The organism is uncultured Tenacibaculum sp., from assembly GCF_947499065.1.
Classification (GTDB): domain Bacteria; phylum Bacteroidota; class Bacteroidia; order Flavobacteriales; family Flavobacteriaceae; genus Polaribacter.
The window spans coordinates 296,102-316,207 of sequence record NZ_CANMMT010000004.1 but is presented as its reverse complement, the minus strand read 5'-3'; the positions used below and the strand labels follow the sequence as shown (position 1 = coordinate 316,207).

The 20,106-nt window shown below is 29.4% G+C and carries 20 protein-coding genes; 9 read left to right on the top strand and 11 right to left on the bottom strand.

The genetic code is table 11. The annotated features are described in order from the left end of the window. Positions 1–25: 25 nt before the first annotated feature. Both Q0958_RS11055 and Q0958_RS11050 read left to right on the top strand, forming a co-directional pair. A complete protein-coding gene (locus Q0958_RS11055; RefSeq protein WP_299122996.1) occupies positions 26–1,798 on the top strand; it encodes an AMP-dependent synthetase/ligase in 1,773 nt (590 codons plus the stop codon). A gap of 45 nt (positions 1,799–1,843) precedes the next feature. Then, entirely contained in the window at positions 1,844–3,469 is a 1,626-nt protein-coding gene (locus Q0958_RS11050; protein ID WP_299122994.1) for an RluA family pseudouridine synthase, read from the top strand. 2 nt (positions 3,470–3,471) lie between these two features. Here the strand turns inward: Q0958_RS11050 and Q0958_RS11045 are convergent, their stop codons facing one another. Both Q0958_RS11045 and Q0958_RS11040 read right to left on the bottom strand, forming a co-directional pair. Beyond that, positions 3,472–4,767 carry an MFS transporter gene (locus Q0958_RS11045; RefSeq protein ID WP_150899587.1) on the bottom strand — a complete coding sequence of 432 codons (1,296 nt, stop codon included), beginning with the start codon at positions 4,765–4,767 and terminating at the stop codon, positions 3,472–3,474. A 79-nt stretch (positions 4,768–4,846) separates the two neighbouring features. Further along, positions 4,847–5,656 (bottom strand): M48 family metallopeptidase, encoded by an 810-nt coding sequence (locus Q0958_RS11040; RefSeq protein WP_299122964.1) that lies wholly within the window; start codon positions 5,654–5,656, stop codon positions 4,847–4,849. 125 nt (positions 5,657–5,781) lie between these two features. On the opposite strand from Q0958_RS11040, the gene Q0958_RS11035 reads away from it, so the two are divergent. The 4 genes from Q0958_RS11035 to Q0958_RS11020 are packed head-to-tail and all read left to right on the top strand — an operon-like array spanning position 5,782 to position 8,289. Then, positions 5,782–6,657 carry an alpha/beta hydrolase gene (locus Q0958_RS11035; protein ID WP_299122961.1) on the top strand — a complete coding sequence of 292 codons (876 nt, stop codon included), beginning with the start codon at positions 5,782–5,784 and terminating at the stop codon, positions 6,655–6,657. Continuing rightward, positions 6,654–7,130, top strand: a complete 477-nt coding sequence (msrB, locus tag Q0958_RS11030; protein ID WP_272149571.1) for a peptide-methionine (R)-S-oxide reductase MsrB — start codon at positions 6,654–6,656, stop codon at positions 7,128–7,130. The genes Q0958_RS11035 and msrB overlap by 4 nt, the downstream gene beginning before the upstream one ends. Before the next feature lie 49 nt (positions 7,131–7,179). Beyond that, the gene (locus Q0958_RS11025) at positions 7,180–7,734 is read left to right on the top strand and encodes a DUF1572 family protein (RefSeq protein ID WP_299122957.1); all 555 of its coding nucleotides are present in this window, start codon (positions 7,180–7,182) and stop codon (positions 7,732–7,734) included. 21 nt (positions 7,735–7,755) lie between these two features. After that, positions 7,756–8,289, top strand: a complete 534-nt coding sequence (locus tag Q0958_RS11020) for a GNAT family N-acetyltransferase (RefSeq protein WP_299122954.1) — start codon at positions 7,756–7,758, stop codon at positions 8,287–8,289. On the opposite strand, the gene Q0958_RS11015 is transcribed toward Q0958_RS11020, so the two are convergent. From Q0958_RS11015 to Q0958_RS11000, 4 genes are read right to left on the bottom strand one after another with little or no spacing between them, the layout of a single operon-like run. Beyond that, entirely contained in the window at positions 8,286–9,041 is a 756-nt protein-coding gene (locus Q0958_RS11015) for a LytTR family DNA-binding domain-containing protein (protein WP_299122951.1), read from the bottom strand. The two genes, Q0958_RS11020 and Q0958_RS11015, sit on opposite strands and share 4 nt — an antisense overlap. Before the next feature lie 4 nt (positions 9,042–9,045). Then, positions 9,046–10,068, bottom strand: a complete 1,023-nt coding sequence (locus Q0958_RS11010) for a histidine kinase (protein WP_299122947.1) — start codon at positions 10,066–10,068, stop codon at positions 9,046–9,048. Continuing rightward, a complete protein-coding gene (locus Q0958_RS11005) occupies positions 10,065–11,099 on the bottom strand; it encodes a histidine kinase (RefSeq protein ID WP_299122943.1) in 1,035 nt (344 codons plus the stop codon). Before Q0958_RS11005 ends, Q0958_RS11010 begins: the two co-directional genes overlap by 4 nt. Before the next feature lie 54 nt (positions 11,100–11,153). Continuing rightward, positions 11,154–12,509 (bottom strand): hypothetical protein, encoded by a 1,356-nt coding sequence (locus Q0958_RS11000; protein ID WP_299122940.1) that lies wholly within the window; start codon positions 12,507–12,509, stop codon positions 11,154–11,156. A 145-nt stretch (positions 12,510–12,654) separates the two neighbouring features. On the opposite strand from Q0958_RS11000, the gene Q0958_RS10995 reads away from it, so the two are divergent. The 3 genes from Q0958_RS10995 (at position 12,655) to folD (ending at position 15,565) form a co-directional block, all read left to right on the top strand. After that, positions 12,655–13,179, top strand: coding sequence for a DinB family protein (locus Q0958_RS10995; protein ID WP_299122937.1), 525 nt, complete (start codon positions 12,655–12,657; stop codon positions 13,177–13,179). 110 nt (positions 13,180–13,289) lie between these two features. Beyond that, on the top strand, positions 13,290–14,618 hold the full coding sequence (ffh, locus tag Q0958_RS10990) for a signal recognition particle protein (RefSeq protein WP_299122933.1): 1,329 nt from the start codon (positions 13,290–13,292) through the stop codon (positions 14,616–14,618). Between the two features lie 68 nt (positions 14,619–14,686). Beyond that, complete coding sequence (folD, locus tag Q0958_RS10985) at positions 14,687–15,565, top strand: bifunctional methylenetetrahydrofolate dehydrogenase/methenyltetrahydrofolate cyclohydrolase FolD (protein WP_299122931.1); 879 nt, start codon at positions 14,687–14,689, stop codon at positions 15,563–15,565. A 70-nt stretch (positions 15,566–15,635) separates the two neighbouring features. On the opposite strand, the gene Q0958_RS10980 is transcribed toward folD, so the two are convergent. From Q0958_RS10980 to Q0958_RS10960, 5 genes are all read right to left on the bottom strand, one after another. Then, the gene (locus Q0958_RS10980) at positions 15,636–17,348 is read right to left on the bottom strand and encodes a thiol-activated cytolysin family protein (RefSeq protein ID WP_299122929.1); all 1,713 of its coding nucleotides are present in this window, start codon (positions 17,346–17,348) and stop codon (positions 15,636–15,638) included. Positions 17,349–17,867: 519 nt separating this feature from the next. Then, positions 17,868–18,455: a DUF4252 domain-containing protein gene (locus tag Q0958_RS10975; protein ID WP_299122927.1), complete on the bottom strand. Its 588-nt coding sequence runs from the start codon at positions 18,453–18,455 to the stop codon at positions 17,868–17,870. A 72-nt stretch (positions 18,456–18,527) separates the two neighbouring features. Continuing rightward, entirely contained in the window at positions 18,528–19,034 is a 507-nt protein-coding gene (locus tag Q0958_RS10970; protein WP_299122925.1) for a DUF4252 domain-containing protein, read from the bottom strand. 43 nt (positions 19,035–19,077) lie between these two features. Then, a complete protein-coding gene (locus Q0958_RS10965; RefSeq protein ID WP_299122923.1) occupies positions 19,078–19,551 on the bottom strand; it encodes a hypothetical protein in 474 nt (157 codons plus the stop codon). Then, positions 19,538–20,047 carry a sigma-70 family RNA polymerase sigma factor gene (locus Q0958_RS10960; RefSeq protein WP_299122921.1) on the bottom strand — a complete coding sequence of 170 codons (510 nt, stop codon included), beginning with the start codon at positions 20,045–20,047 and terminating at the stop codon, positions 19,538–19,540. Before Q0958_RS10960 ends, Q0958_RS10965 begins: the two co-directional genes overlap by 14 nt. Between the last annotated feature and the right edge of the window lie 59 nt (positions 20,048–20,106).

Below are 20,106 nucleotides of genomic sequence, written 5' to 3'. Positions count from 1 at the left end.
TTGCAGAGCCCAAAAATTTGAACATATGTCGATTGAAATTACTCGTCTTTTTGATTTCCCTTACTATCAACAAGAAACTTATAATTTAAAAAAAGCTTTTACAACAAAATATAATGGCAAATGGCAATCAATATCAACTCAAGAATATATTGACCAAGCAAATGCTATTAGTAGAGGTTTACTTCGTTTAGGTGTACAGCCAAACGATAAAATTGCAGTAATATCAACAAACAACAGAACCGAATGGAATGTTTGCGACATAGGAATTTTACAAACTGGTGCTCAAAATGTGCCTATTTATCCTACTATTTCTAAAGAAGATTACGAATATGTTTTAAATCACTCAGAAGCAACTTATTGTATTGTTTCTGATACTGAAATTTTAGAAAAATTAAATCAAATTAAAGGCAATACAAAACTTAAAGATGTTTATACTTTTGATGAAATTTCTGGAGAAAAAAATTGGAAAGAAATTTTAGAATTAGGTAAAGATGATAGCAATCAAAACGAAGTAGAAGAACGAAAAAATAATGTAACTTCTGATACACTAGCTACACTAATTTATACTTCAGGAACTACTGGTAGACCTAAAGGTGTAATGCTTTCACATGGAAACATTGTTTCTAATGTTTTATCTAGTGAAAAAAGAGTTCCACTTTTATATGGAGAGGAACGTGGACTTAGCTTTCTACCTGTTTGTCACATTTTCGAGCGAATGATATTGTATTTATACCAATATTGTGGTGTTTCAATTTATTTTGCTGAAGCAATTGATAAATTAAGTGAAAATGCTCAAGAAGTAAAACCTCATGTAATGACAGCCGTTCCTAGGTTGTATGAAAAAATATATGATAAAATTTATGCCAAAGGAGCTGATTTAACTGGAGTAAAGAAAAAATTATTCTTTTGGGCTATTGAATTAGGACTTAAATATAAGCCATATGGTGCAAATGGATGGTGGTATGAAAAACAACTAGGTATTGCACGTAAATTAATTTTCTCTAAATGGCAAGCTGCTTTAGGTGGAGAATTGAAATTAATGGTTTCTGGTTCTGCTGCACTTCAACCTCGTTTAACAAGAGTATTTGCTGCGGCTGGAATGCCAGTTATGGAAGGTTATGGACTTACTGAAACTTCTCCTGTAATCTCTGTAAACGATGTACGTAATGGTGGTTTTAGAGTTGGTACTGTAGGTCGTATGATAGATGGTGTTGAGGTTAAACTTGCAGATACCGGAGAGATATTAGTAAAAGGGCCTAATGTTATGAAAGGATACTATAAAGATCCTGAAAAAACAGCTGAGGTACTAAAAGATGGATATTTCCATACAGGTGATAAAGGAGAGATTTGTCATGATGGATTCTTAAAAATTACAGGACGTACCAAAGAGATGTTTAAAACCTCAGGTGGTAAGTATGTTGTTCCACCTTTATTAGAAGGTGAATTAAAACAATCTCGTTTTATAGAGCAAGTAATGGTTATTGGTGAAGGTGAAAAAATGCCTGCAGCACTTATTCAACCAAATTTTGAGTTTATTAGAGAATGGGCTGTAAGACATCATGTAACTCTAGGCGATAATGAAGATTTAATTAAAAACCCTAAAGTTATAGAGCGTATTCAAGAAGAAGTATCTCTTTGCAATTCTAAATTTGGAAAATGGGAGATGATTAAAAAGTTTGAATTAACATCTGAAGAATGGTCTATAGATGGTGGACACCTTACTCCTACCATGAAAATGAAACGAAAAATAATTAAAGAAATTTATAAAGATTTATACGATAAAATTTATAATAATTAATTTTACTAAAGTGTTGTGTAAGCAACACTTTTTTCTTTTTAAAATATGACTAAGTTTATTCATTTTACATCTAGTATAAATACTATTTCATTACCTCCAAAATTTGATTATCCTCATAACTATTCTCCTCACAAGTTAGCTATAATAGCTGCAAATGAATTACAAAAGTATTTAAAAAAACAAACAGATTTTGAGCATAACTTTGGAATAGAAAACAATACAACTAAAGATGCTTTAGGTAAAATGTTTGGTGTTTTAGTAGTAAAAAACTCAAACGAGGAAATAGGTTATTTGGCAGCTTTTTCAGGAAAAATTGAGAATAGTTCTGTACATCAACATTTTGTTCCGCCTGTTTATGATATACTAGATAAAAATGGTTTTTATATACAAACCGAAAATAAACTCAATCAAATTAATCAAGAGCTTTTTGAACTAGAAAACAATATTCAGTTCACAACAATTAAAAATGATTACAATACACTTTCGTTAACTAATGAAAAACTTTTAAACGAAGAACATTCTAAAATAAAAGCAAGAAGAAAGCTAAGAAAACAACTAGGTAAACAAAACAATCAATTAAATATTAATGAAGAGTTTTATTTACGAGAATATGAAGTTTATTTAAAAGCTAAGATTCCTCCTTTAGAAAAAGAATTTTTAAGCTATCAACAAAAAGTTAATCAATTAAAAAAACAACGAAAAAAACTTTCTGCTTGGGTACAAACTGAAATTTTTAAACACTATCAGTTTTTAAATCAAGAAAAAGAAACTCAAAATCTTTTAGATGTCTTTAAAAACTCAAAGCAAAACATTCCTGCAGGAGCTGGTGACTGTTGTGCTCCTAAACTACTTCAATATGCTTTTAAACATGGTTTAACACCTATTTGTATGGCAGAATTTTGGTGGGGAAAACCCTTAGCTACTTCTGTAAGAAAGCATAAAAACTTTTACCCAGCTTGTACTGGAAAATGCAAGCCTATTTTAACACATATGTTAAAAGGTATATTAGTAACTAAAAATCCTTTATTAGAGCAATTATCTGTCAATAAAAAGGATATTACAGTTATTTATGAAGATGATGCTTTAATGGTTATTAATAAACCAGAAGAATTGCTTACAGTAGCTGGTAAAGAAATACAAGATTCCGTTTATCAACGTATCAAAAATAAATACCCAAAGATTACTGGCCCAATAATCGTACATCGTTTAGATATGTCTACTTCAGGTATTTTATTAATTGCTAAGAATGAATATATATATAAAGCTTTACAAGCTCAATTTATAAACAAAACTGTGCATAAACGCTACGTAGCTTTACTTGATGGAACTTTATCTAAAAATAATGGATCCATAAACCTACCTCTAAGAGTTGATTTAGATGATAGACCCAAACAGTTAGTTTGTAATGAACATGGGAAACCTGCTTTGACTAAATGGGAAACAATTGAAGTTAATGATGGAAAAACAAAAGTACATTTCTACCCAATTACAGGACGTACCCATCAATTACGCGTGCATGCTGCTCATAACTTAGGTTTAAATACTTCTATTGTTGGTGATGATTTATACGGTGAAAAATCTAACAGATTGCATTTACACGCAGAACATATTGAATTTATACATCCAATAACCAAAGAAAAAGTGAGTTTTACCTCAGCTTGTACTTTTTAAAGCTATTCTACATACTTTGTTTTCTTAAGAGTACTTAAGATAATAAATGATATTAAAAAGAAAATTGCCAAACATAATACACTCCACTGCATTGAGTTTGTAATTGCATATAAAGCACCATAAACAGCGGTTCCTAATACGATTGCTATTTTTTCAGTAACATCATAAAAGCTAAAGTAAGTAGCATGATCTTCGGTTTCTGGTAATAGTTTGGAATAGGTAGATCTTGTTAACGATTGAATAGCTCCTTGTACCAAACCTAACAAACCTCCTAGTCCATAAAAATATAATTCAACATTCTCTTGACTTTTGTCTAACATAAATGCTGAAAAACAAACTAGCATCCATATTCCTATAGTAACTTTTAAAGCTGTAAAATTTCCATATCTATCAGAAAATCTTGAAAAGAAAAAAGCTCCTACAATAGCTACCACTTGTACCAATAGTATAGTAATTATCATGTTTGTTGAAGGTAATTCTAATTCAGTAGAACCAAAAATAGCTGCCATTAAAATTATGGTTTGAACTCCAATACTTAAAAAGAAAAAAGCTACTAAAAACTTCTTTAAAGTAGGATAATTCAAAACCTCTTTAAAAACAATTTGCAACTCTCTATATCCTTTCCATATATAATCATTGTCAGGTTGTTTATTATAAATATCATCTGGTAGCTTACGAAAAGTAATTTGTGCAAAACCAATCCACCAAATCCCAACCATTACAAAAGAAAGTCTCGAAGCCATTCCTGTGGTAATTCCTAGAGCATCAGGAAACATAATCATTCCTAAATTGATAATTAATAAAATTACAGATCCAATATAACCATATATAAAACCTTTTGCGCTTGCTCTATCTTGTTGCTCTGGTAGTGCTATTTCTGGCAAATAAGCATTGTAAAATACCCAACTTGCCCAAAAACCAATACTTGCTAAGATGGTAAACCAAATTCCAATCCATACAGTATCTACTCCATCAAAAAAGTATAATGATGCTACAGATAAACCTCCTAACCAACAAAAGAATTTCATAAACTTTTTCTTACTTCCTGTATAATCGGCAATACCCGATAAAATAGGTGAAATAAAAGCTACTACTAAAAAAGAGAAAGATAAAGCATAACTATACAAACTATCTGGATGTTCCCAATCCATTCCTAAAAAACGAACTGTTTTACCTTTGGTTACAGCACTATAATACAATGGAAAAACGGCTGTACTAATTACTAATGAATATACTGAATTAGCCCAATCGTAAAATGCCCAGGCATTAATCAGCTTCTTATCTCCTATTTTATACATATTTATTCTATTCTTTATACAAAAAAAACCGTTCAAAAAAATGAACGGTTTGCAATATAATATAAATTATTGAGTGCTATTATTTTTTAGCAGGTACATTGTATTTTGCTGCTAAACTCCTTGCTTCAGGTAAAAATGCTCTTAATGTTTTAATACGCTCTTCATTTGAAGGGTGTGTACTTAATATTTGTGCAGGCTGCTTACCTTTAGCTCGTTGACTCATTCGTACCCATACCTCAGCAGCTTCTTCTCCATTATATCCAGCCATAATCATAAAAACTAATCCTAACTTATCTGCTTCAGTTTCATGTTTTCTACTAAAAGGCAACATAACTCCTACCTGAGAACCTATACCATAAGCCATATTCCAAATTTTAGCATTCTCACTATTTCTAGTTCCTAAAGCCACTGCAGCTCCACCTAATTGTTGTAACTGTCCTGTAGACATACGCTCTTGTCCATGCTTAGCAAAAGCATGAGCTACTTCGTGCCCCATTACAGCAGCAACCCCATCTTCATTTGCACACATTGGTAAAATTCCAGTATAAAAAACTACTTTTCCTCCTGGTAAACACCAAGCATTTACTGTTTTGTCTTCTATTAAATTAAATTCCCATTTATAGGCATTTGCTTCTGCTACCATTCCATTGGCTCTCATAAATCGATCTACAGCTGCTGAAATTTTCTTACCTACTCTTTTTATCTGATTTGATTTTGCTACATTTTTAGACAGTTTATTTTTTTCTATAAATCCTTTATACTGAGCAAAACTTGCTGGAAGCACCTGAGAATCACTTACAAAATTAATACGTTTCCTTCCTGTAATTGGCACCGTGCTACATTGTATTAAGAATACTGTTAAAAAAGCTAAGGCTATACTTCTTTTCATTATTAATGTTTTTATTTGTTTGAGTTATATTATTGAGACACATCATTCAAAATAATGTCACAATTTTAGAACGCTTTATATTATTTAAAATTACAAATTCTATCTTTATCCAAAAAATCAATTTCATGAATTTTATGAATTCAAATATATTTCCTCCTAGTTTAACAATTCCTAAACCAGTTATTGCTATCGCTAAGGTTACACAATTTTTTTCAACTTCTTTAACTGCTAAACTTGCTTCAAAGCTTTTTATAACTCCTATTGGTTTTTCAATACCAAAAAGAGAAAAAGTAATGTTAGAAAGTGCGCAAAAGAAAACAATAAATATACCATCTATAAATCAAAATATTCAAGTTTTATCTTATGGATATTCCAAAAAGAAAGTTTTATTAGTTCATGGTTGGGCAGGTAGAAGTACACAATTATTTATGATTGCCGATAAACTTTTAGAAAAAGGATATATGGTAATTTCTTTTGATGGACCAGCACATGGAGCTTCTACAGGAAAAACTACTATGATGCCTGATTTTTTGGATACTATTAATGAAATTAATCAACAGTTTGGACCTTTTGAAGCTGCTGTGGGTCATTCTTTTGGAGGAATGTGTTTATACAATAGTATCGATAGAGACAATTTTAATATTAAAAAACTAGTTACTATTGGTTCTGCTGATAAAATTTCAGATGTGATTCTAAATTTCACCAACAACTTAAAAGTGAAAACTATAGTTGCTAAAAAGATTAAAGCTAAATTTGACAAACAATGGCAAACTAATATTGATAAACATTCCTCAAGTACTGTAGCAAAAAGTGTTTCTATTCCAACTTTAGTTATTCATGACTCTCAAGATGGAGATGTTCCTGTAAGTTGTGCACAAAACATTCGTCAAAATTTAAAAAGCGGAAAATTACTCATTACACAAGGCTTAGGACATACTAAAATTTTGCGTGATAAAAATGTAATAAACCGTGCCGTTAATTTTATTATACAAAACGAATGAAACAATTATTAGCTATCTTATTTTTAGGACTTTTTATTAGCTGTGCAGGAAATGCTCAAACTAAAAAAAGTGAAAAAAAGTACAAAGTTGAAAAAACAGCTTCTGAGTGGAAAAAAACACTGACTCCAAAACAATACTATATACTTAGAGAAGCTGGAACAGAACGCCCATTTAGTAGTAAATTAAACAAAGTTTATTCTAAAGGAACTTATGTATGTGCAGGTTGTGATACTCCTTTGTATAAATCTGAACACAAATTTGATTCTGGTTCTGGTTGGCCTTCTTTTGATAGAGAAGTAAAAGGTAATGTTGAACTGGATGTTGATTATAAAATAGGATATGCTCGTACTGAGTTAAAGTGTAATACTTGTGGTGGACATTTAGGACATTCTTTTAACGACGGACCTCGAGATACTACAGGAAAGCGTCATTGTATTAATGGAGCTGCTTTAAAATTTATTCCAAAGAAATAAATTCAAAAAAACAACGTAAATTAGAGCTAATTAAACTAGCTCTTTTTTTATGGATACATCTTACTTAACTAGCGTTAAAAAACAATTTGAATACTATAAAAGTTTAGGCGATAAAACTTTTATTCAGCTTACTGAAGAACAATTTTTTTGGCTTCCAAATGCTGATGATAATTCTATAGCTATTATTGTAAAACATATAGCTGGAAATATGCTTTCTAGATGGACAAATTTTTTAACTGAAGATGGTGAAAAAGAATGGCGAAATAGAGATGATGAATTCATCAACTCTTTTACCACTAAAGAAGAAGTTATTGCTTATTGGGAAAATGGATGGCAATGTCTTTTTAAGGCTTTAAATTCTATAACTGAAGAGAATTCTGACACTATTGTTTATATCAGAAACCAAGGACACACAATTACTGAAGCTATAAACCGACAATTATGTCATTATTCATATCATGTAGGACAAATAGTATTCTTAGGGAGGTTACTTCTGGGTAAAAATTGGCAATCATTATCTATAGCAAAAAATGCTTCTAAAGATTATAATGCAGAGAAATTTTCAAAAGAAAAATCACGTACACATTTTACTGATGATTTATAAGTAAAATTATAAATTTGCACTATGCAAAATTATCTTTTTACTTCAGATCGTTTAGGTTTTAGAAATTGGACAGATTCTGACCTTGACGCTTTACATGAGATTAATTCTAATCCAGAAGTTATGCGTTATTTTCCTACTATTTTAAAAAAAGAGCAAACGCTAGACTTTATTCATCGAATGCAAAAACAATTTAATGAAAAGGAACTTTGTTATTTTGCTGTAGAAATTATCGAAACTAAAGAATTTATTGGTTTTATTGGTCTTTCTGAACAAACCTATGCTGCCGATTTTAATCCTTCTATTGATATTGGCTGGAGATTACATCCTAGTTTTTGGGGCAAAGGTTATGCTACTGAAGGAGCTAAAAGATGCCTTGAATATGGTTTTTCTCAACTAAAACTTAAAGAAATTGTTTCTGTTGCTCCTATAATTAATACTCCTTCAATTATAGTGATGGAAAAAATCAATATGAAAAAAGTAAAAGAATTTAAGCATCCTCTTTTAGGTAACTTTCCTAAAATAGAAGCTTGTGTTTTATATAAAATTAGTGATTAATCACCTTCAAACCAGCTTTTAAAAGCAGATACTTTTTCTCTACTTACAATAATTTCTTTCTCTACATTTACTTTAGGAGTTATTTTTAAACGACTATTTGAGTATACTATAACATCTTCTACTCCATTAAGACTTACAATAAAAGTTCTATTTACTCTAAAAAATTCTGAGGACTCTAAAACTTTAATTAAGTCTTCAAGCTTATAGTCTAAAATATACTTTTTGTTTTCTTTAGTTACTAAATAAACTGTTCTTCCTTCAGCATAGAAAAGCAATATATCTGTAGTTTTTATAGAATGAATATGATTACCTAACCGAACTAAAAATCGATCTTTTGTTTTTAATTTTGTTACACTGCTTTTTACTTTATTGATAGCTTCTTCATTTACAAACAAACTTTCCATTGTTTTTAGTTTCACCATTGCCTTAGATACATCAGTAAATGTTATTGGTTTTAATAAATAATCAATACTATTTACTTTAAATGCATCTATTGCATATTCATCAAAAGCAGTAGTAAATATTACTGGCTTCGTTATTTTTACTTGATTAAATATTTCGAAACTCAAACCATCTGTTAATTGAATATCCATAAATGCAACATCATAATCAATTCCTTTTTCAAACCAAGTTACTGCGTCTACTATGCTACTTAGTTTTATTAAAACAGATACATTTGAATTATACTTTTGTATATATCGCTCTAACTTTTCTGCTGCTAAATGCTCATCTTCTACAATTACTATCTTCATCTCTTTAAGCTTTTTCTATAGTTAATTTTGGTAATAAAATTTTTCTCATCGCACTTGTTTCTTCTATTTGAATCTCAGAAGTACTATAAATACTAAAAACTCTTTCTATTTCTTTTAAATTTTCAGGTTTAAACTGTGTTGTAATTTTATCATTCGGACTATATTCAATAACCCAATAATTTTCCTCCTCTTTAAGAGAAATCTCTAATGTTAAAGAAGAAGTTATTGTTGTTCTTACAATTTGTTCTATAACAAATAACAAACTTTTAGGTACTGTTAGAAAATTAGACGCTATTTCATTTATTAAAACTATATTTCTATAGGGTAAATAATTGAACAAATTAATTAATTCGTTTACTATTTCTATTTCCTCTTCAATAGCTACTAATTGTTTTTTGTTACTTGATAGGATGTATCTGTAAATAGTTGCTAAATAATCTATAAAATCATCTGCTTTATTTTTTTCTTGCTCTATAAGAATTAACAATACTTCTAGGCTTTCAAATAACAATTTAGGATTTATACCTTGCTTAAAATCTATAAAATCGGTCTCTATAATTTGTTTTATTTCCTGCTCTTTAAATAACTTTTCTGTATTTGTTTTGTGCAAATACTGATTGCTTATAAATAATAAAATATAAATAAGTGTTACTACACTGAAAACACTATTAAAAAGCCATAACTCTTCAGAATTTGGTGAAAAACCTAATACTTGTTTATAGTACACAGTAATAGACACACTAACTATTACTATGCATAAAAAAAGTGAAACAATTATTTGCAGTCCTATATTCAACAAGATACTTTCTAACTTAGGTACTTTTTTAAAAAGAATAAGTAATATCCTAGAAAACTCTTGAACAATATATGATAGTCCTATACATACATACAGTTCTTCTCCTAAAAATTGCTCTTGTAATTGTGATACATTATTATTTACTAGTAGTATTAGTAAATAAATAACGGCTCCACTAAATACCGGACTTAATAACCTAAATAGAGGCTTATGGATAAATAATTTTTTCATCGTATGATAGGTATTTTAACAACAAAATTATTTCCATTAGTTATGATAATTCCTTCACCATGTAACAATAAGTATCTAGAACTAATATTTTTCAATCCAATTTTAAAAGAGTTTACTTTATATGGCATTGAAGTTATATTATTTTGAATAGTAATATGTTTTTGATCTGAAGTAATATGAATAGACAATGGTTCTTCATTACTCATAGTGTTATGTTTTACCGCATTCTCTATCAACATTTGCAATGTTAAAGGTGGAATTTTAGTTTCTATTAAATTATCATTTATTGAAATTTTACAACTAAATTTATTTTCAAAACGAGTTTCAACTAAATAAATATAAGAATGTACAAACTCTAATTCTTCTCGTATCGTTATCAATTTTGAATGATAACTTTTTAAGGTATAATCGTACATTTTTGCCAGCTTACGGATAAAAAGCTTGGCTCTAGTTTCATCTTTATAAATTAATGATGAAATTGTATTTAAACCATTAAATAAAAAATGAGGGCTCAATTGAGATTTTAAAGCATTCAACTGCAATTCTACTTGCTTTCGCTCTTGTTTTACTTCTTCTACCTGTAAAGAAGCATAAGAATAATATGAATAAAGAGCAAAATATATTATTTGATATATAATAGCTAGTATAAATAAGAGTATTCCTAACTTTATAAATACTGGTTGATATTTACTCAATATGCCTTCGATATCAGAAAGGTTATAAATACTAAAAAGAATAAAAAATAACGAAAAAGACAGTACAAAATGTGCTATAATTCCTAATAATAATCGAGTTCCAACTTGCTTTTTCCAAGGAATACTTTTATCTAAAAGTTTTGTCATTAGATAACAACCATACCCTATAACTATACCACTAAATGCTGTTAGAAAAAATTGAGGAAGCGTAAAATTTTGTTGCTCGCCAACTAGCAAATAATATCCTAGTAAAGCTCCAATTAAAGCTCCTAATAAAGTTATGAAAAAATGTTTTTTCACTTTAGGTTGATTAATTAGCTGATTGATTTTTTGCATGAAACTAAGGTAAGTAAATTTCGTTCTGAATATTTACTTACCTTAGTGAAGTTTTTAATAAATAGCCTTCATAGCTCTTCCGAAATATGTATCGGAACTTAATGATTTAGCTACATTCATGTAAGCATCTTTTACTCTTTGACTACTATTCTTTACTTGAGATCCGAAAGCAACCAAAGAACTCGATAGATAATTATTTGAACTCATGCTCTTCTTCATAGATTCAAATGTTTTTATCAATTGGCTTTCTGTTAATCTCTTCTTTGCTAATTTTTTATAAATTCCAGAAGCATAATAATCAGAACTCACATTTTTAGATACTAACTCTAATAATTTATCTAATGATTTATTATCTAAATCCTTTTTAAGTAATTCCTTTATAATATTTGAGGCATAATGATCTGACCCTACATCATCCATAGAAGAGATAAAAGTATCGTAGTTTTCAGAAGATAAATTTTTCTTTTTCAAAGCTTTCTTTAAAACTTGTGCTTTATAATAATCAGAACCAATACTTTTTGAAAGCTTCATAATTTTATCCATATTCGACTTATTTAACTCTCTATTTTTAAGAATATCTGATAAAACTTGCGATAAATAATAGTCCGAACCAATGCTACTTGAAATTTGTAATAAATCTGTTAATTGATTATCTGAAATTCCATCAGTTTTTATGGCCTTTCTTAACACTTCTGATAAATAATAATCAGATTTTATGTTTTCTGAAGCTTTGATATAAGCTGATAATGTTTGTGAATTACTTAAAAATGCTTTTTGATTTTTTTGTAATGTTTGCGATAAATAATAATCAGACTTTATATGTTTTCCAGCCGATTGTAATACTTTGACTAAAGCATCATTATTTAAATCTTTTTCTAGCAAAAATCCGAAGTATTTAGATTGAACAAAATCACTTTTCATCTCTCTAATTTCAGCTAGCACAGCATCTACTCCCCCTTTATTATAAAATCTATCTACTCTAGATTTTGCAGCAATTACAGTAGTTCTCACAATCTCTGGTAAAATTTCTGCCAACCATGCTTTACCTTCAGGATTAAACGCTTTTTCATTCCAACCTACATAATATCGTTTATTTAGTTTTCCACTTTCGGCTTCGATAACAACTTTTCGTTTTTTACCAAAACTCGATTTTTTTATGATGATAAAACCTCCTCTTGAAATAGCTATAATATCTTTATCGTCATCTGATAAAGTAATATCTCCTTCATATTCAACACTAAAATTATTCTTATCATTCTTTACATTAATTCTATGTACTCCTGTTTCTGTAGAAGTAACATGCGTATAGTTATCTGAAGATTTTTTTTGTGCAAAAACAAAAGTAGTACTAAACACAAATAAGAAAGCTACTAAACTTATTGTTCTTTTTAAATTAAATATTGATTTCATAATGTTTATTTTTTCATTTGGATACCTCAAAAGTATTTCCTCATTGGAATAAAAAAAAACTAAATGTAGTGAACTGCAGAATTTATGTATTCAATTGTATTTCTTTTTAAATTTCATATTTTTAAAGCTTTAAATAACATCATTTATGGATAAAGAAGGTATTGTTAATTTACTTGAAGAAAAGCATCAGGAGTTTTTTAAATGGATAGAAAATCAACCAGAAGATAGTTTTGAAAAAGGGCCTGAAGATAAATGGACTTTAGGACAGCATACAGTACATTTAGTGGATTCTTTAAAAAAATTAAACACAGCTCTAAGTATTCCTAAATTTATTCTCAAATATAAATTTGGAGTTACAAATCGTGAACTTCGCTCATACGATGAAATCTCAAAGCGTTATCAAGATAAACTTTCTAAAAATCTCGATAAAGCAAGAAAGTTTAATAGTTCAGTAAAAACACCAAGCAAAAAAAAGTTTCAACAACTACTTACTACTCTTCAAGTTCAAAATAAAAAGTTACAGTATAAAACACAGCATTGGAAAGATAAAGATTTGAATAATTTAATTTTACCACACCCTCTTATGGGAAAAATGCCTGTTCGTGAAATAATTATGTGGACAGCCTATCATACTGATCATCACCTGAATATTTTAAAAGAGAAACATTAATTTTAAATTTTCTTTAAAAAAATGAAAATATTCAAATAATCAGCATATAAAAACCTACAGTCCTAACAACTAAATTATTATATTTGTGCCTCTAAAAATGAAGTAGACACATGTTTAATAATTTAAGCGAAAAGTTAGATAAAGCGTTACATACGCTGAAAGGACACGGAAAAATTACCGAAGTTAATGTTGCTGAAACACTAAAAGAAGTTCGTAGAGCTTTATTAGATGCCGATGTTAACTTTAAGATAGCCAAAGAGTTTACTAAAAGAGTACAGAAAAAAGCCATAGGACAAGATGTATTAACTACATTAAATCCTGGTCAGTTAATGGTAAAGTTAGTTAAAGACGAATTAACTGAATTAATGGGTGGAGATACTGTTGGTATAAACTTAAAAGGTTCTCTTACGGTTATTCTAATGTCTGGTTTACAAGGTTCGGGTAAAACAACCTTCTCTGGTAAATTAGCTAACTTCTTAAAAACTAAAAAATCTAAACAAGTTTTATTAGTAGGATGTGATGTTTATCGTCCAGCCGCTATTAATCAATTACAGGTTGTTGGAGAGCAAATTGGTGTTGATGTTTATGCTGAAGAAGGAAACCAAAATCCTGTAGAGATTTCATTAAACGCTATTAAGCATGCAAAAGCAAACGGTAAAAATGTAGTTATTATAGATACCGCTGGTCGTTTAGCTGTGGATGAAGAAATGATGAATGAAATTTCTAACATTCATAAAGCTGTAACTCCACAAGAAACATTATTTGTTGTAGATTCTATGACAGGGCAAGATGCTGTAAATACAGCAAAAGCATTTAACGATGTTTTAAATTTTGATGGTGTAGTACTTACAAAATTAGATGGTGATACTCGAGGAGGTGCTGCATTATCTATTAAAACAGTTGTAAACAAACCTATAAAGTTTATCGGTACGGGTGAAAAAATGGATGCTATTGATGTATTCCACCCAAATCGTATGGCTGATCGTATTCTTGGAATGGGAGACGTTGTTTCGTTAGTAGAACGTGCCCAAGAACAATACGATGAAGAAGAAGCTAGAAAATTACAAAAGAAAATTGCTAAAAATCAATTTGGTTTTGATGACTTTTTAAGTCAAATACAACAAATCAAAAAGATGGGTAGCATGAAAGATTTAGTAGGAATGATTCCTGGTGCAGGTAAAGCTTTAAAAGATGTTGATATTGATGACAATGCTTTTAAAGGTATTGAAGCTATTATTCAATCCATGACTCCTCTTGAAAGAAGCACTCCTTCTACCATAAATGCAAGCCGTAAGAAAAGGATTGCAAAAGGTTCAGGAACTTCTGTCCAAGAAATAAATCAATTGATGAAACAATTCAACCAAATGAGCAAAATGATGAAGATGATGCAAGGTGGTGGCGGAAGAAAAATGATGCAAATGATGAAAGGTATGAGATAATATAAAGAGAAGCTACGGCTTCTCTTTTTTTATATACAACTTAACAACAAACCCACAACACACTAAAAATGATTTTACTAGACGGTAAAAAGACATCCGCCAACATTAAAGAAGAAATTGCTCTAGAAGTATTAGAATTAAAAAACCAAGATAAAAAAACACCTCATTTAGCAGCTGTCATAGTAGGTAATGATGGAGCGAGTTTAACTTATGTAAATGCTAAAGTAAAAGCTTGTGAGCGTGTTGGTTTTGAATCTACTTTAATTAGATTACCTGAAGAAACTACTGAAGAAGAATTATTAAACGAAATAAGCATTTTAAATGTTGACAATGATATCGACGGTTTTATAGTTCAACTTCCTCTACCCGATCACATTGATGAACAAAAAATAATAATGGCGATAGACCCTAATAAAGATGTAGATGGTTTCCATCCAACCAATGTCGGGAAAATGGCTTTAAATCTACCTACATTTATATCTGCTACACCTTTTGGTATTTTAGAATTATTAGACCGTTATAATGTAGAAACTAGTGGTAAAAATGTAGTTGTAATTGGACGTAGTCATATCGTTGGAAGTCCAATGAGTATATTACTGTCTCAGAAAAGAAAAGTGGGTAATGCTACAGTTACTTTAACTCATAGTAGAACTCAAAACTTAAAAGAAATAACTTTACAAGCTGATATTATTATAGCTGCTATTGGTATTCCTGAATTTTTAAAAGCCGATATGGTAAAAGATAATGTAACTGTGATTGATGTTGGAATTACTCGTGTTGCTGATCCTTCTAAAAAAAGAGGTTTCCGTTTAGTAGGTGATGTTGCTTTTGATGAAGTTTCTAAAAAATCAGATTTTATAACTCCAGTTCCTGGTGGAGTTGGACCAATGACTATTGCTATGTTATTAAAAAACACATTATTATCAGTAAAAAATAAGCAAGCTTAATTTTAAGCTGCCCTGTAAAATATAATGGAGGTATTATTAAATTAACACCTCCATTTTTTTTATTTAAAGTTTAATCTAAAAAGTAAATATTATAGAAAATATTTAAAGTACTACCATCAACTTTATTTACAAATACATGTTGACGGTTCCAATCTAATGCATCTAAAATAGTATTACTAGCACCTGGCCTACCACCATGTCCAGTCCAAGTTTTAGAAGCTGCACTGTATTCATAAAATACTGGAGCAACTCCTCCATTTGGTAAAACAGTACAAGTTGCATCACATTCTCTAGCTGTTGATACAACTCTAAAACGCTCTCCATTAATTTCGTCTATATCAAAGTCTACAAAACGACTTCCTCCTAAAATACTATAACTATTACTATACTTATAATAATCTCTTTGAGTATGTTCTACTCCATACCCCCACCAAAATGGGCTAACGGCATCGTACCATTGATTTAAATCTCTATCATACTTTTGTACTTTAAACCATCCTTGTATTTCTAAGCCTGATGTATTATGATCATAAGAATAGTAATCTAATAAAACTGCTGTAGGATTAAAACGTACTCTTCTTCTAGTTACTAATTCACAATTTCTTTGTGTATATTTCACATTACTAACTACTTTATATGGAGAATTATTTGATACATAATTTACTTTATATGAAATTGGGTATCCTGGGTTAGTTCTAGATACATTTGCTCCTTTTTCTAAGAATGCATTTATAGCAGTTAAATCTCCAGCCATTGCTCTTAATCCTGCAGTAATTCCAGGTTGAGCATCACCACCTATTTGTTTAACTTTTACTGTAGTATTCTGTAATGTTTGACTATATTTTGTTGATACATCTGCAGTTACAGAACCTATTGCTCCTTTATAAGCAAAGTTTAAGGCAGCCGATACATTTCTAGCACTTTCAGATGATTCATATATTAAAGTAAATAATCTACCATAAGTTACAGATTCTACATAACCTGCAGGGTTCATATCAACATTTGAAACCTCGCTTTTAAAGTCTGTTACGTAAGGAGCTAAGTCGTTTGGAGTAACATTTGAATTGTACCAACCTCTTTTTCCTATTAACTGAGCTTTAGGAGTCACAGTTGCTGTAAAAAAACGTTGTTTTAATGTTACAACATAACGAGTTTTTTTCTCATTAAAATTGATTCCTAATTGCCCCGCAACATCAACTCCATATCCTGAGTATCCAGCTTTTAAAGCAAATTGTAAATCACTTGCATTGTGAACTCTTTCTATAGAAACTTCAAACGCCGCTGGAAAGCTAGCACCAGAGTCATAGTAATTCCCCAGAATTCTATTTAACTCATTTCTAACAGTACCAGGAGAAGGGCTTCCCACTACTGTAGAGGTTGATGCAGCTGTTCCAGAAATGACGTCTAAACCTATTTCTATTGAGTTTCTATCCGTTCCATAAAAAGGAACAGATGTTGGTGCTCCGTCTTGAATTGATCTTAGAGCAACTATATTACCAGGCCATAATAAACTACCATTAGGGTTAATTAAAAAGAAATCCGAATCAGTTTTATCAAAACTTACTTCTTTCTCTACACAATTAGCTTCTACTTCTGATCTTGAAGCTAGATTATTATTAATTTCTTTAATTTCTAAATTGCTAATTCCATCAGGAATATTTTCATTTAAAAATTGACCTTTTGACAGTTCTAAGTTTTTTTCTACTAAAACTTCATCATTTTTACATGATACAACCATTGCTAAACACAATGAAAGTATTGTATATCCAATATATTTTTTCACGTTGAAAAATATTTTTTATGTTAATTATAATTTTTATTTATTAAAAACAAGGAAACAAATCTGCCAAACCGTTTGTTTAAAAAGGTATTCCTACCGAAGAAATTAATCTCTTTATGCTATTTCTAAGAAATGAAACATTTATAAGTAGATTTAAAACAATAATGAAATTATTTAATCTCATTATGTAATTCAATTGCATCCGGGGGGCTATGCTATCGCTTATTTTTTCAATAACCAACTATAATTATAGATGACTAGTATACTTAACTAAAGTTAAATTATTGGCTGCCAAAACTACAGCTTTATATCTAAAAAACAACACTTTAATGAAAAATATTTACATTTTATCTAAAAAAAATAGCAATACCCTACTAAAATAAGGGTTTCTATAAATTTAATTTAAATAAAATGTTTTTGGTTTTTTCTATATTTTAACTCAAAAAATATACAAAAACAAAAAAACAGCTAAAATGTATGCATGCATTTTAGCTGTTTTTAACTTGAGTTATAGGATTATAATTATTCTGTTTCTTTTACTTTAATTTCTTTTCTTTCTTCTGCTTTTATAACATTTTCTCCTAAGATAGATTTGAACTTTCCAAAATCTAAATTCTTTTCATCTAATTTAGATTTTTTCATCATATCCATAATTTTTGCAGGATTCATATTATCTCCTAAAAGACGAGCAATTCCTACTCCCATTTCTTTGCTATATCCAAATGCAATAATTTCATCAATAGCATCTGCTTCACCTGTGTAATAAATCACTGCTGTTGCTCCATCTTTTTTGAAATTTATTAACCTTTTATAATCAGAGTTCTTAAAAATCTCTTTTAGTTTATTCTTTTCAGCTTCATAAGTAGCTTCATCGGTTTCTTTAAAAGGTAATCCTGTAACATTTATTTTACGAATACTTTCGTAAGCTTTTTTATCTTCCTCTGATGCGTTATCTGTACTTAACTGTAAAAGACTAGCAGGTAAATCAAGAGAAATAAATCCTTTTTTGTCTTGGCTTTCTACTAAATAACCTTGTAATGATTGTTCTTTTTTACAGGAAATAGTAGCAAATGCCACTAATAATAATGAATATATAAATAATTTTTTCATCAGAGTATTTTTATTGGTTAGTAAATAGAAGTTGAGAAAATCTCAACTTCTATTTTTGTAATTTGGTTTTAATTATTTCTTTTTATCAGAATATTTACTAGCTATTTTAGATAGTTTATTTACGTCAATATCACCAGTTAAAGAAATAATAGTTGAGCTTAATTTACCATCTTTTTCATTTCTATTCATGTTTTTCACAAACATTAACACTTCACTAACAATATCTTTATTTTTAGTTGCCTTCACATAAATTTTTACTCTAGAACCTTTGTCTTTAACACGCATAAGTTGTGTTAAATCTGACCCTTTAATTGCTGAATTCACCATATTTTCCATTCTTGAAGCGACACTAGAATCTTCAGTAGAAAATACTTTTAATTCATTTAATCCTTTAGCTGTATTAAAAATCTCCATGTCTTCAGATTTTGCATCTGGAAATTTCTTTAATAAATCGAACATATCTTTTGTTACCACTACAGATGATACTTCATCAATATCTTCTAATTTATCAAACAATGATTGTCCGAAACTAAAATTTGCTGTGATAACAAACGCGAATAATAATATTATTTTTTTCATGATTTTCTTAATTTAAAAGTACTTGGTTTACTTGTTGGTTTACTTAATAATTTACTTTGTTTATAACTTTGTTTACAGTTTCTTCGTAGGTATTCAATTGTTGAATTGCATCATTCCCTTTGTTTAAGTTGTTTGAAACTGCATATAATGCTTCGTTTCCTTTGTTTAAATTGACTGAAACCATTTGCAACGCTTCTTTAATTTGTGCAAATTGCTTTCTTTGTTGATGTTCATCATACCTTTGTTTCCCTAGAAAAACGCTAAACAATAAGACTACTGACGCTGCTACTGATAACCATTTCCAGTTCTTCTTAGTTTTCTCAGGTTTTAACTGAATGGTTTTTGTAAAGGTTTCATCTTTGCTTTGTTTAAAATACCCGAAAAGCATACTATATTCTTCTAAATGTGGTGCCACATTTCCTGAAGTAAAGTAGTCTTGTAATACTTGTTCTTCTTGAAGAGTTGTTTCTGCCTCTAAGTATTTATCTACTAATTTTTCTATGTTAGCTAACTCCATAGTTATGTTTTTTTATTAGTTCTTGTCTTATTGTTTTTCTTGCTCTTGATAAGGCTACTCTAACAGCGGTTGGTTTCATGTCCACCATTTTGCAAATCTCATCAAAATCGTATTGTTCTATATCTCTTAACTGAATAATTATTTTCTGTTGTTCAGGTAATTTTTCAATTAATTCATGTACTTTGTTTACACTATCATTATTTTCTACTCTCTTGTCTAAAGATGTATCTTTTTCTTTATAATTACTATGAACTAACGTTAAATTACTAGCTTGCTTTGATTTTAATCGATCGTAGCAATAATTTTTCGTCATTGTCATAGCAAATGCTTCAACATTTTTGTAATTAGACAATTTCTCCTTGTTTCTCCACAATTTAAAATACAGTTCTTGCGTAGCATCTTCAGCTTCCTCTCTGGAAACCAGAAGTCTTTTTGCTAAGCGAAAGACTTTGTCTTTAAATGGTAGTACAACTTTTAAAAAGTCTGATTGGTTCATTGTTTAGTTAATTAGTTTAATGTAAAACCTAATAAATATTGTTTATTATTTTAAGGTTT